General features: G+C 44.4%; 10 protein-coding genes. 8 read left to right on the top strand and 2 right to left on the bottom strand.

Translation table 11 applies throughout. The features are described 5' to 3' along the window. Positions 1-120 precede the first annotated feature (120 nt). Positions 121-294 carry a hypothetical protein gene (locus CXF65_RS14905; protein ID WP_157824004.1) on the top strand — a complete coding sequence of 58 codons (174 nt, stop codon included), beginning with the start codon at positions 121-123 and terminating at the stop codon, positions 292-294. Beyond that, the gene (locus tag CXF65_RS01755; RefSeq protein WP_227523179.1) at positions 281-2932 is read left to right on the top strand and encodes a copper-transporting P-type ATPase; all 2652 of its coding nucleotides are present in this window, start codon (positions 281-283) and stop codon (positions 2930-2932) included. The genes CXF65_RS14905 and CXF65_RS01755 overlap by 14 nt, the downstream gene beginning before the upstream one ends. 127 nt (positions 2933-3059) lie before the next feature. On the opposite strand, the gene CXF65_RS01750 is transcribed toward CXF65_RS01755, so the two are convergent. Then, complete coding sequence (locus CXF65_RS01750; protein ID WP_101210822.1) at positions 3060-3473, bottom strand: PaaI family thioesterase; 414 nt, start codon at positions 3471-3473, stop codon at positions 3060-3062. A 252-nt stretch (positions 3474-3725) separates the two neighbouring features. Here CXF65_RS01750 and CXF65_RS01745 point away from each other — a divergent pair, with 252 nt between their 5' ends. From CXF65_RS01745 to CXF65_RS01730, 4 genes are all read left to right on the top strand, one after another. After that, positions 3726-3920, top strand: coding sequence for a hypothetical protein (locus CXF65_RS01745; RefSeq protein ID WP_101210821.1), 195 nt, complete (start codon positions 3726-3728; stop codon positions 3918-3920). After that, the gene (locus CXF65_RS01740) at positions 3920-4867 is read left to right on the top strand and encodes a siderophore-interacting protein (protein ID WP_101210820.1); all 948 of its coding nucleotides are present in this window, start codon (positions 3920-3922) and stop codon (positions 4865-4867) included. Before CXF65_RS01745 ends, CXF65_RS01740 begins: the two co-directional genes overlap by 1 nt. A gap of 305 nt (positions 4868-5172) precedes the next feature. Next, positions 5173-7461, top strand: a complete 2289-nt coding sequence (locus CXF65_RS01735; RefSeq protein ID WP_101210819.1) for a TonB-dependent receptor — start codon at positions 5173-5175, stop codon at positions 7459-7461. Between the two features lie 112 nt (positions 7462-7573). Beyond that, a complete protein-coding gene (locus CXF65_RS01730; RefSeq protein ID WP_101210818.1) occupies positions 7574-9286 on the top strand; it encodes a multidrug ABC transporter permease/ATP-binding protein in 1713 nt (570 codons plus the stop codon). 209 nt (positions 9287-9495) lie between these two features. On the opposite strand, the gene CXF65_RS01725 is transcribed toward CXF65_RS01730, so the two are convergent. After that, a complete protein-coding gene (locus tag CXF65_RS01725) occupies positions 9496-11013 on the bottom strand; it encodes a PepSY-associated TM helix domain-containing protein (RefSeq protein WP_101210817.1) in 1518 nt (505 codons plus the stop codon). 379 nt (positions 11014-11392) lie between these two features. Here CXF65_RS01725 and CXF65_RS01720 point away from each other — a divergent pair, with 379 nt between their 5' ends. After that, entirely contained in the window at positions 11393-13600 is a 2208-nt protein-coding gene (locus CXF65_RS01720; protein WP_101210816.1) for a TonB-dependent siderophore receptor, read from the top strand. 105 nt (positions 13601-13705) lie between these two features. Further along, the gene (locus tag CXF65_RS01715) at positions 13706-14449 is read left to right on the top strand and encodes a siderophore-interacting protein (RefSeq protein ID WP_025653139.1); all 744 of its coding nucleotides are present in this window, start codon (positions 13706-13708) and stop codon (positions 14447-14449) included. The last annotated feature ends 11 nt before the right edge of the window (positions 14450-14460 follow it).

The following is a 14460-nucleotide window of genomic DNA, read 5'->3' as shown; positions in this document are numbered from 1 at the left end:
AAATTTTAAGCCTCTCTTATTAGGTTTCATTGAGTAAACTGCCCATTGAAGCCCTCCTGATTGCTCTCCCTCATTGTATCAATAGTTATAGTCATAAAATAAAAATAAGGAGCTATCATAATGAACAATATGACCAACGGCACTATGCACGGCATGATGAATGGATCGATGATGCATGGTATGGGCTGGGGAATGATGGCTGTCTGTTTAGTATTTACTTTACTGTTTTTTGCCATATTAGGGTCTGTTGAACATTCAAATGTGGCAAAGGAGTGGTCTTATGAAACATATTGATGATACTAAATCTATAAAAGGCAAACAGTACGACAAAGTACCTGCTGGATATAGTGGCACAATCTATACTTGTCCTATGCATCCTGAAGTCAGAGAGGTTGAGGATAGTGGCTGTCCAATATGCGGCATGGCTCTCAAACCTACAGACACAGTCGATACTACCAATGACAATGAAGGCACTCACGCGCATGGTCATGGTCATGGAGCAGATACTAGCAATAAAAGTGCTACAGTAAAGCCTATGAAAGGCGGACAGTACGACAAAGTGCCAGCTGGTTATAAAGGTACAGTCTATATTTGCCCAATGCATCCGGAAGTTAGAGATACTGAAAAAAGTGACTGCCCAATATGTGGCATGTTCCTTCAGCCTGAAGACGAAATTGTTAAAGAGGTTGCTCACTCAAACGATGACAGTCATGCACACTGTCATGGAAGCCATACAGCATCTAATAACAGTGAAGTAAAATCTGTCAAAGGCGGACAGTACGACAAAGTACCCACCGATTATGAGGACACGGTGTATACCTGTCCCATGCACCCTGAAGTCAGAGACATCGAAAATAGCGGTTGTCCCATATGCGGTATGGCGTTAGAACCCGAGACGATTACTATCGGTGAAGAGGATACCTCAGAGCTCGATGACATGAGCCGTCGGTTTTGGATCTGTACCGTACTGACTATCCCACTATTCTTATACGCCATGAGCGATATGGTCGGGGTAGATCTGAGGACTATTGGTCAATACGATATCTCCTCGCAAGTCGCGCAGTGGATACAGCTAGCGCTAGCCACTCCTGTTGTCGTTTGGGGTGCAGCGCCTTTCTTCGTACGCGGTTGGCAATCGATAAAAAGCCGTAATCTCAATATGTTTACCTTAATCGCTATAGGGGTTGGTGCGGCCTATGGCTTTAGTATTGTGGCGACTTTCTTTCCTGATATTTTCCCAGACAGCTTTAGAGACTCAGCGGGTCAAGTTGGCGTCTATTACGAAGCCGCTGCGGTTATCACTACCTTAGTATTATTAGGTCAAGTGCTAGAGCTTAAAGCCAGAAGTCAAACGTCAGGCGCGATTCGAGCATTACTTGAGCTGGCACCACCAACAGCCAGACGAGTCGATAAAAGTGGTGCTGAAGTAGAAGTCCCTCTAGAAGAAGTCATCAGTGGCGATAAGTTGCGCGTCAAACCCGGTGAAAAACTCCCTGTAGATGGCACGGTCATTGAAGGTAATAGTAATGTTGACGAATCGATGGTCACTGGTGAGCCACTGGCGGTCGCGAAAGTCACAGGCGATACGGTTACTGGCGGCACCGTCAACGGCACTGGTACCTTATTAATCGAAGCGGTCAATGTCGGCGATGATACGGTTTTGTCCAAAATCGTACAAATGGTGGCTGAAGCTCAGCGTAGTCGCGCACCAATACAAAAGATAGTCGATCAAGTCGCTGGTTGGTTCGTCCCGATTGTACTTATCTGCTCAGTCATCACCTTTATCGTTTGGGCGATTTTTGGACCTACTCCCGCGATGGCGTTTGCTATTGTTAACGCGATTGCCGTATTGATTATTGCTTGTCCCTGCGCGCTAGGATTGGCGACCCCAATGTCCATTATGGTTGGCACGGGGAAAGGCGCACAAAATGGCGTACTCATCAAAAACGCTGAAGCGCTTGAGAGTATGGAAAAAGTTGACACCATTGTCGTTGACAAAACAGGCACGCTGACTGCTGGTAAACCGGAGTTAACAGCCATCGATGCGTTATCAGGTCAAGACGAAGATGAGTTTTTAGCGCTTGTCGCCGCCGTTGAAAGCGCGAGCGAGCACCCTTTAGCAGAAGCTATCGTCAGAGCGGCTAAGGACAAGTCGCTTACTATTCCCAAAGCCAGCGATTTTAATTCCACAACGGGCGAAGGCGTACAAGCGCTAGTCAATGGCAAGCAAGTCGCAATCGGCAACTCAAAGCTTATGGAGAGTTTAAACAGCTTCGATCAAGATTTGTCTACTAAAGCTGATGTCCGCAGAAAGGACGGTGAAACGGTCATGTTTGTCGCTATAGATGGCAAAGCGGCTGGTATAGTTTCAGTGGCTGACCCAATCAAGCCAAGCACTGCCGATGCGATAAAACTGCTACATAGCGCAGGACTAAAAGTCGTGATGCTAACGGGCGACAACGAAAAAACGGCGCAAGCGGTCGCTAATAAATTAGGCATTGATGACGTCCATGCCGATGTCTCACCAGAGGATAAAAATCGCATCGTCAAAGAGATGCAAGACAGCGGTAAAATGGTGGCGATGGCAGGAGACGGTATCAATGACGCCCCTGCCTTGGCGCAAGCGAATGTCGGTATCGCTATGGGCACAGGGACTGATGTGGCGATGGAAAGCGCGAGCATTACTCTCGTCAAAGGGAATCTGATGGGAATTGCCAAAGCTTATAAACTCAGCCACTCGACCATGCGCAATATCAGACAAAACTTGTTTTTTGCTTTTATCTATAACGTAATTGGTATACCGATTGCCGCAGGCGTACTGTATCCAGCTTTTGGGTTGTTACTCAGTCCAATGATAGCGGCTGCCGCGATGAGCTTATCCTCAGTATCTGTCATTGGTAACGCCTTAAGATTGCGTCGGTTGGATCTATAGAATATTAGAGGCTGTTTAACATTCACAAATAGGCGGGACTGATGCAGACTCAGTTACCGTCAGCAGGCTCAATAGTATTGAGCCAAACATCTCTTATCTTAAGCAAATGAACTTGCCTTAAAATCGTCTATCTAGATTTTGGTGGTACAGAATAAGTGCCAACCACATGAGCCACCAAGTCGCTAGAGCCTTCTGAATAAAGAGAAACCTCGCCCACGATTAGTGTGCGCCCTACTTTCATCAACGTGCAGTCAGCGATGATGCGTGCTTCTGCTGAAGGTTTACGCAAAAAGTTGATGGTCAGATTCGTTGTCACTGTCAACGGTACAATGCCAATTTTTCCCAGTATTGCCACATAAATGGCTACATCAGCGATACTCATCAACACTGGCCCCGAGACCGTGCCACCAGGTCGCAGCTCATTGATACCTATTTCATGCGACAAGGTCGAACCCTTATCATCTACTGCCTCAACCCTGCATTTGGTTTGTGGAAACTCTGCCGTCATAAAGGCGATGATTTCTTCTTTGCTTGCAGACATACCTATCCCTCGGTTTGGATTATCTTCACTGTCGACACCAGCCCTTTGCTTGAGTAAGCGCCGTCATAAACAGTGATAGCATAACTGATATTATCAGCCGCATCTATGCCAACTCCTTTCATTTATGAGCCACTTTTACTGACAATCAATCGATAAACAGGATTATTAGCGTAATATATATGTTAATGATTATCATTAACATATATAATGTCGTTCAACGATTATTTGAATTTTTGGCTTGGATGACATGTTATGGCTCAACCACTTGCTCAGTACGATATTGATAAAACACCGTTAGACATGGCTGACAAAGACCAGTTTATAAATTATGTCAATGAAGAGCATCAAGATGAACTCGCTATGTTTATCAATGCCTTTACTACCAGGGTAGTGAGTGAGCATGATATCGCCTCGATAAAAGAGCTATATACGGATGTGGGATATTAATGGATGTCACAACCACCAATCATAACAACGGTGCTTTAGCAAATACCACTACTCTCAGCAGTCAATATTTTATCAATTTTACGGCGCCGATTAGTGAGTCGATGACGCTACAAGAGCAATATATAACGCTATTGCAAACCTCTGCCAATAAGCTTGGTAAGCGTACGATCAAGCTTCAAGAGCAGCACTTTACTATCCTCAACAGCTACTACGCCAGCCCCAACATGTATCGATTGGTGGTAACCGCACCTGATAATACGCCACTCTCTCATCCCGGTTACGCTTATTTATTTGAGCTAGATTCAGACGGGTCATCTGCCCAAAAAAATCATTCAAGAGACCATTCAAAAGATAGCTACAAACCTTTGCAACGCTATTATACCTTGCGAAAATCATGGCAAGATTCGAGCAACTCGTCCGTCCAAGCGTGGATAGACGTCTACATTCATGGCGACACAGCAGGAGGCAGTTGGGCTCGCGCGCTTGACTGTGGTGTGCAAATCAAAACAGTGCGTGAATATCCAGAGAAGACAGAACATCTCAGCGAAGGTCAGTGCTTACTCATTTGTGATGAAACCTCTCTGCCGACGGTGGCCAATCTATTGGAAAACTGGCAGAATCCATTGCCGCCCCTCGTCATTGCCATCACTAAGGATTCAGACGATATCCGTTATTTACACACGTTAACGCTCAGTCATCAACTGCGCCATGATTCGCATTTTTTGCAAGATAATTTGTGCCATCTCATTAATACCCCAACGACTGATATTACTGAGCAAATAGTGGCATTATTAAATACACAATTTGCGCGACTGCCTATCAAGATTGGCAAAGTATGGGGTGCTCTGGAAGCAGCGGATATCAAATCATTACGACAGCAATTAAAATCAACACTGGGTCTATCACGCCAAGACATGGTCATCAAAGTCTATTGGCGTGCGCAGTAATCATTATCTTTTTTATAAGTAGCATGTTTCTATAAAAAGCGCCTTTTTACGAATGGCAGATGTTTAATTATGAACAGAAGGCATCTAGCCACTTGTCAACTATTTGTGATGGCTCATAAATTTAGCAATCAATCATCATTGAAACTAAAGTAATATTTTTTATCAACTTTTGCCAGCTAGCTATACTGCTTGGCAAAAATTCCACTTAACACGATAAAAATATATTGAGATTTAACCCAGTAATATATTGTAATGAAAATGATTATCATTATAATAAGCATTTAATCTATGTGCTGGAAATATTCATGCAACTGTCTCGCTTATACTCTGCTTTATTTCGCCCTACTCTATTGAATATGTCTCGCCATCCCTTGTCATTAAAATCACTGTGCTCATCTTGTCTGTCCACATCGGTAATACTACTGGGTGCAAGCCAAGCCGCGTGGGCACAAACAGATTTAAATGCTGACGCTCAATCCGATACCCCAAGCGTGGTACTCGATGAGATTGTCGTGACCAGTAGTGCTGATGCATCAGCCGATGGCTTGCCAGATGCCTATGCAGGTGGTCAAGTAGCGACAGGAAGCCGTGTCGGAATCTTGGGCAATCAAGACATCATGGACACGCCGTTCTCCACTACCTCATATACCAATGAGTATATCGGCAATCAACAAGCCCAAAGTGTGGGCGACCTGCTCAAAAAAGACCCGACTGTTCGTGTCGCTAGAGGCTTTGGCAACTTTCAAGAAGCGTACTTTATGCGCGGCTTTGTCACAACCTCTGATGACACCATGTATAACGGTCTATACGGCATATTGCCAAGGCAGTATATCGCTACTGAATTGTTTGAGCGTGTTGAGGTTCAGCGCGGGGCATCCGCGATGCTCAATGGCGCAGCACCCAGTGGTGGTAACGCCGGTGGTACGATTAACCTGCTGCCCAAACGAGCTGGCAATGACCCGCTACGTAAGGTGACACTCGGTTATGGTCAGGGCGATCAAGGCAAAGTTGCCGTAGACGTCAGTGATCGCTTTGGTACTGATGATGCGTTTGGCGTGCGCTTTAATGCCGCTTATCAAGATGGCGACAGCGCGATTGATGATGAATCTTCAACACTGGGTCTGGCAGCGTTAGGATTAGATTATAGAGGCGATCAGTATCGACTATCAGCTGATTTGGGCTGGCAAGACAATAAGCTTAAAGAAACTCGTCCTAGTGTCACACTTGCTGGTGTTTCTAGAGTACCAAAAGCACCAGACGTCTCAAAGAATTGGGCGCAGCCTTGGACGTATTCAGATGAAGAAGATGTATTCGGTACCATTAGAGGCGAGTACGACTTTAATGATAACGTCACAGCATACGGTGCTTACGGTGTGCGAAGTGGTGAGGAAGAAAACTCACTGGCCAATCTAACCGTCAACAATGTTGATGGTGCAGGTACGTTTTATCGCTTTGATAATTCTAGAAAAGATTTGGTACAAAGTGCCGAGCTCGGTCTGCGTGGTAAATGGCAAACAGGTGAAGTGGCTCATAATTGGGTACTAGCAGCGGAGCTCTATGACCAAGAAGAAAAAGGGGCGTTCGCCTATGATTTTGGTAATCAACCCGTGACCAATTTGTACCATCCTACCGACTACGCTGAGGTCCCTTTTACAAGCACAGCAATCTTCGGTGGTAACTTAGACGATCCAAAACTAACCAACGAGAAGCAATTCCAAAGCTTTGCGCTAGCCGATACCATATCATTGTTCGATGACAAACTAAAAACCACTTTAGGCGTGCGTCATCAGAATTTAAAAACCACCAGCTATGATCCTAACACTCAGGCTAAAACGGCTGATTACGATAAAAGCGAGTGGACACCAAGTATTGGTGTTGTCTATCAACCGAGCATGGACTGGTCTGTTTATGGTAACTATATCGAAAGCCTAGCGTCAGGCGCAAGGGCACCTCTGACTAATAATGGCGGTGCTGTCACCAATGGCGGTCAAAATTTAGACCCTTATGTGAGTGAGCAAACTGAGGTTGGCGTTAAGTATGACAATGGTTTGATTGGCAGTAGTTTGGCGATATTCCGCACTAATGAGCCGCGTGCTTATATCAATGACTCAAATACGTTTACCGCTGCTGGAGAAAATCGCCATCAAGGAGTGGAATTGACTGTATTTGGTAGCCCGAGCGAAAACATGCGCTTCAATGCTGGTGTTACTTACTTAAAGGCTGAGCAAAAAGACACGGGCGATGTGACGATTGACGGCAACCGAGTCATCGGACTGCCCACACTACAAAGCAACGTCAACCTAGAATATGATTTAGCAGCAGTTGAAGGATTGACGGTGACCGGTGATATCATTCACACAGGCGCACGTTATGCCGATGCCGCCAACAGCTTAAAAGTTGACGGTTATACCACATTAGATCTAGGTGCTCGCTACAAAACCATGTTCGCTGGACAAGACGTGACGCTAAAAGGCGTGGTTACTAACATGACAGGAGAGGACTATTGGCAATCAGTGGGTGGTTATGCGGGTGCTGGGTATTTAAATGCTGGTGAGCCTACTGCCCTAAAAGTATCAGCGACTTTCGACTTTTAAGACATGCAGATTAAACCACGTTTATAAGACTTAGATAAAAGGGATTAGGCACCACCTACTCCCTTTTATGCCATCAAAAATACGCAAAAAACCATTTTATTATTGAGCCATTATGTCCTCTCGCGCCACCGTTTCTTTATACCATATGATTTGGGCACACTATCGCCTGCCCTTTCTTAAAGTTATTTTTCTTAATTTGGTTAATGCGGCTGTCAGTGTGGGCATCATTGCCTATATCAATCACACCTTTATCAGTCAGCCTGTTTTTAATACCTTATCGTGGGCGAGCTTGGGTCAATTTTCAGCTTTGGTGCTGCTGCTGTTAGTCACGACCTTCGTATCACAATATGCACTGACTCGTTTGGGGCATCAGTTCGTCTACGAGCTTAGAACCAAGCTGGTCAAACAAATCATCGACACTAAAGTTCCGCAAATAGATCATTTGGGTAGCGCACGATTACTCGCCAGCCTGTCCTCAGACATCCAATCAATTACCGTCGCCTTTGTGCGTATGCCAGAGCTGGTGCAAGGCGTTATTTTATCGGTTGGTGTCGCCCTTTATTTAGGCTGGCTGTCGCTGCCATTATTATTGATTGTCATGTTTTGGATTGCGATGACGATTTGGATAAGCACCATTTTAGTGAAGCATGTCTATACTCATTTAAGAGAGCTCAGAGAGATCAATGATCTTTTATATGAGGACTATCAATCCATTATAGATGGTCGAAAAGAGCTGGCGCTTAATCAACACCGCGCTGAAAAACTCTATAAAAATGATTTCTTAAATCATGCCAAGTCTTATCAAAATCGAGTGATTAAATCGGATACCTATCATTTATCCGCCGTGAATTGGTCGAATATTATGATGTTCGCAGCGATTGGTGTGGTGTTTGCCGTATCCAACTATCTTGATATACCCATGGGCGTAGCGACCACTTTTTCTTTAACCATTCTATTTATGCAGTCACCTCTGCTCCATGCGGTTGGTGCTTATCCAACCATGCAAACAGCGCAAGTTGCCTTGGACAAAATACAATCATTGGAGCTAGCGGAGTACCAATCGACCTTTACCACGGATATTGTGGTCAACAACTGGCAGTCCATATCATTCAATGATATTGGCTATCGTTATGCAAGTATTTATACCGATGCAAACGAGGTAGTGGTTAAAGAAAATGAGCATTCTAGCGATATCCTAAAATCGGTTAACCTCACCTTAAAACGTGGCGATGTGGTCTTTTTGATTGGTGCGAATGGTAGCGGTAAATCCACCCTTGCAAAGATTATTACAGGCATTTTTACCCCTACCACTGGCTCTGTACATATAGACAATCAGCTTATTGACTCCAAAAATAATACCGATTATCGACAGCTTTTTTCTGCCATTTTTAGCGATCAGCATCTTTTTAAACAATTGATTGGCAGTCATGGCAGCGATCCTGATATGACGCTAGTAACCACTTGGCTGCATAAATTAAATTTGCAAGATAAAGTCAGTGTGACGGATCATCGCTTATCTACGGACAAATTATCGCAGGGACAACGTAAACGATTGGCTATGTTAATCTCTGTTGCTGAACATAAGGACATACTGTTACTTGACGAATGGGCTGCTGACCAAGACCCTGCTTTTCGTCGCGTATTCTATCAATCATTGATTCCTGAGCTAAAAGCGCTGGGTAAAACCCTTTTTATTATCAGTCATGATGACAGCTACTTTGAGCATGCGGATCGATTGCTGCTGATGAAAGAGGGGAAATTGATCGAGCTGAATGCTGAAGAACGTCAACGCGCCAGTACCGATGCCATCTCCATGTTGAAGTAATACCAATCCCAAAAAGCATGATTAGCGACGTCAATCTCGCTTATTCTATAAAAAATAGTACTTGCACTCCTCTTCCTTGCTAACCAAATTTTTGGAAATGGTATACATATGGTCTGAAGCATAAATATTTAAGAATAGAGCAATAAGGCTAAAAAATGGGTGTCTTCTAGAAGACACCCATTTTTTCATCACAAGCAAGAGTCGATTGTTTATTTTAATAGTTTCTGTAGAAATCCAACACGCGATATCACCAAAAAGTCCAATAATCCGATGACGATAATAGCAATAATTGCGGTTGGAAAAATAATAGACACAAGCAGTAAGGGAATTGCAAACGGCCACCAGATAGAAAAACTTTGACCGCGTGCTGGTGGGTTTAGCCCCACTTTTTCACTGGAATGACGTGGACGGCGTTGCCACCACATAACATAACCGCTCACAGAAATAGCAATGACCGATAGGCAAAATAAAACGTTGGCAAGCACGCTCCATAATCCCAGCGTACCCATATGAATAGCGGCACCTGCTGCCATGAATTTGCCAAAGGGATTGTAATCATTAAAGCGAATGTCTGCTAAAACCTTACCCGAATAACGATCGATATGTACGGTACGATCCGCGGTTGGGCTCTTCATATCGTAGCTCATGGAATCTTGGCTAATCGTCCATACCCCAGTCGAGCCTTGAGGTAGATTCATCTGATAACGTCCTTCAAAACCAATTTCACGGACAAAGCGATCTACCGTATCAATCATAATAGGTATATTTGGCGCGATACCATTCTTACCCATGGTCGTCCCTGATACGGGCATCGGTGTCAACTCAAGCACCCAAGGTACATCTTTGGTACTGCCCGTGTTTAATACATCACCATGTGTGGGAGCCACGGCTGGTGATGCACCATGAACGTGCGGCGCGGCGTTAGTCATATCCATACCAGCATGGTGTTTATGGCTGGGGTCAATTGAAAGCGGTATGGGCGCAACGCCCCACTTACCTGCGGGAAATTGGCTCCATGCCTGCACGACTCGCTCGCCCCAAATACCAGCCCACGCCATGCCTGAAATGCAGAAAAATAACAACACAATAGATATCCAACTGCCTAGCGTCGCATGGATGGTTCGAAAAAATGGGCGTTTTTTCTTCAGCGTGGTATTGTCATCAGGAACCAACATGGCTTTGAAAGATTTACGTTTTTTCCACCACAGATACCAGCCCGTTAAAATCATTAAAATAGTCAAGGAGGCCGTGGTTTCTTGGATATAGTCACCGACTTTACCCAATAGCAAATCACTATGAATAGCATCAAAAGTGTTATACAAACTACTATTAGTAGGTATGCTGTCAACAATATCGGCCGTGTAAGGATTCACCGACACCATATTGTCATGCCCTTCTGACACCACCTGAAACAAGGCCACCGTATTGTTCTCACGAGGAGCAATGTATTTTACCAATGTGCTATCGGGCAGCGTGTTGAGCGCGTTCTTAGCTTGAGTGGAGATAGGGGCTTGGGTAGCGACAGGTGCTTGCACCATCGACTCTGGGGTAGGCACAGTCACACGGTCATTGTCTCGCCCTGAGGTGTTAGACATGAGTATCATCCCAAGCCCTGTACACGCCAAAATAACTAAAAAAGGAGCGACAAACATGCCTGCATAAAAATGCCAGCGCCATACCGTAAAATAGCGTTGATTGTTAGTTGGTTGATGGGTGCCTCTGTTCATAAATATGACCTTTAACAATCTCTGGTTGCTCAATGAATAACCTAAATCTATCAAGAATTTTAATAAATCCTGTCCACTTATTGATCTCAAAGTTGATTTCAAATAGACGGCTGTATCATACGAGGAAACCGATTTAAACACCATCGTTTATAGTAAGAAATTATCATCATATTAGATATTTTTAGTCTATATAAATCTGTTTGACTCACACCAATTTAGAGCATACATACAATACATTTTGACGATGTATGCATCGCTCTATTGCATACAATATCTCCAAAAACTCTTTATTTGTAAATTTTTTATGATAATGATAATCATTAATGTTATTATTCCTTTTTTAATTTTTAGTATTTCATAATAATTTATGGGAGCTATGATGCGTTTTATCTCAACGTCTACATCCATTCGTCAAAAACGTTTAACACTCGCCGTGCAACTGGGATTGGCAATGGGTCTGAGTCACGCCGCTTACGCTGAGACGATACCGAATAACATCGAAAATAGTGTAGAGAACGACGTTGATAATGATGTTGATGAGACTGCGACACCATCAGCCATCTTAGATAGCATTACTGTCTATGCCGACAGCTATCGCAGTACAGGTACAAAAACTGCATTAGATCCCAATGATGCGCCCATGAGCTATACAAGAATCGATCAAGCATTACTGCAAAAACGCCAAGCAGACAGTGTCAATGCTGCATTACGTTATGAGCCAGGGGTGAGTGCTGAAAGTCGCGGTACCGTATCGATCTTTGACGAATACAACATTCGCGGTTTTAAAACTTACTCCAATTTTTATGATGGCTTAAGACTGCCCTACGATGGTGCTTGGAACCTGATGCCACAAGTCGATATTTACGCAACAGAAGCAGTCGAAATGGTAAAAGGACCAGCATCCTCGCTTTATGGTTATGCATCCCCAGGTGGCATGGTCAATCAAGTCGCTAAAACCCCCAAAAGCACCCAAGCGTCTGAAGTGCAGCTGCGACTCGGCAATCAAGACTTAAAAGAAGTGGCTGTCGATACCACAGGACCTATCTCAGACACGCTAAATTATCGTCTAGTGGCATTAAAACGCAAAAAAGATGGGCAGATGCAGACCACAGAAGAAGAACGCACGCTGATCAATCCGTCATTGGACTGGCAACCTACAGAGGATGTGTCCGTCCTTGCCAATCTGTTTTATCAAGATGATCCAGAGATGGTGCCCTCCACTCCGCTACCTGCCGTTGGCACTGTCTATAATGCCAGCTATGGAAAACTGAGCAGTGATGCTTATGCGGGTGACAAATGGAATCGCTTTAGCAAAGAAGTATTCATGCCCAATGTCACAGTGAACTGGGACATCAATGATAAGTTGACGTTCAAGCACATTCTGCGCTATACCGATGCCGACGCGCAGCAGCGTAATATGTACAACAGCGGGTTTGTAAGCGGCAGTGACAAAATACTAAACCGTGTGGCCTACACCACTGATGAAAGTATGAACAACTGGACCACTGACAATCAGCTTGCTTATCAGCTGGATACTACCAATACCTCCCATAACCTGTTATTTGGTATTGAGTATCAAGAAACAGACAGCACCGCCACCTATTATGATGCTGGCGCGGACGGCACGCCAAACCTTGATTTGTCTAACCCAGATTTTTCGAAAATCAATGCCGATATGTTGCCTTTAGACGCTTATCGTCAAGATGAAGACATCGAACAAAGCCAGCTTGGGTTTTATGTACAGGATGAGATGAAATGGCAAGATTTGACGATAGTAGCCGGCTTACGTCACGATAATTTTGATAGTATCACTAAGCAGACAAAGGCTTCTGAAGGTGCCATCTATAGTGATCAAACTATTGACAATGATGCCTCGAAAACCAGTGGTCGTCTCGCAGCTATCTATGACTTTGATAATGGACTATCGCCTTATGCCAGCTATTCTCAGTCTTTTCAGCCAGTCGTTGGCAGTAATTTCATTACCAATGAAGCCTTCAGACCCACCACCGCCGATCAACTAGAAGCTGGTGTCAAATATCTCTCCGCCGATCGCGCCACACAAGGGACATTAGCAGTATTTGATATCACCCAAAAAAATGTAGTGGTGGCTGACGAAATCAACTATAGAAGTCAAACACAAACGGGTGAAATTACGTCCAAAGGGTTTGAAGTTTCAGGCAGCCACATGCTCAATGACTGGGTAGATATCAATGCAAGCTACAGCTATACCGATGCTGAGATTACAGAGGATGAATTCAACCCTGATGTGATCGGCAACACCCCAGCACAAACGGCAAAGCATAAAGCCACACTTTGGACAGACTATTACGCCACAGACAAACTGACACTCAATGCTGGCGTGCGCTATGAAGGCGGTATGCAACTTGACAAACAAAATTCAGATGCGCTGCCAAGCGTGACTTTGGTAGATATCGGCGGCAATTATCAAATCAATCCGATGCTCACTGTCGGCGCGAGTATCAACAATCTGTTTGATAAGACCTACGTCGGCGCTTGTTATGATATTAATAACTGCTGGATGGGGTCTGAACGCCAAATGTCCGTCAGCCTAAAAGCCCATTTTTAGGCAATGTAGGACTTACAATTACCAGAGAATGTCAGTCTTATAGATTGGCTTTCTCTCGAATGATGCATTATGGTATTAAACAATGGAATGAAAGGAAGTATTAAAATGGCAAAACCCAATCCAAGATTGCTTGAAGTCATTCAGACCAAATACATCACGCCACATATGTGCCGCGTCACATTTGGCGGTGCTGAACTGACTGATTTTCCAGCAGATCAAGAAAGTGCTTATATCAAGCTGATGTTTTCTCAAGGCGATGACACTCGACCATTGATGCGCACCTATACTGTCAGCGCCCAGCGTGATAATGAGATAGATGTCGATTTTGCGCTGCATGAGACAGAAGGCCCTGCTTCAACATGGGCACGTAACGCCCAAGTGGGTGAGCAAATATGGGTAGGCGGCCCTGGACCAAAGAAGCTGATTAATAATGAGGCAGAGTGGTTTTTATTGATCGGTGACATGACAGCGCTGCCGGCGATTACCGTCAATCTTGCCCAACTACCTGCGGACGCACGCGGCTATGCAGTCCTTGAGGTGAGCACTGAAGCAGATAAGCAACTACTTAAAAAACCAGACAACGTTGACATTCATTGGGTAATAAACGCACATCCAAATGCAGAAAGCAGCCCATTACTTGAACATACTAAAACGCTTACTTGGCTAGCAGGGCAACCTGCGGTCTGGGCGGCATGTGAATTCCATAGTATGCGCGCCCTACGTCAATACTTTAAAGTAGAGCGTCCAATACCAAAAACGCATTTATACATATCCAGCTACTGGAAAGTCGATAGCACAGAAGATCAGCATAAAATTGTGAAACGCAATGATGCCGAAAGTCTAGAATAAAGCACGTTAAA

The sequence above is a fragment of the Psychrobacter sp. Sarcosine-3u-12 genome (genome assembly GCF_002836005.1).
GTDB classification, from domain to species: domain Bacteria; phylum Pseudomonadota; class Gammaproteobacteria; order Pseudomonadales; family Moraxellaceae; genus Psychrobacter; species Psychrobacter okhotskensis.
The sequence above is the reverse complement of the archived record's forward strand: the minus strand, read 5'-3'. Positions and strand labels throughout refer to the sequence as shown.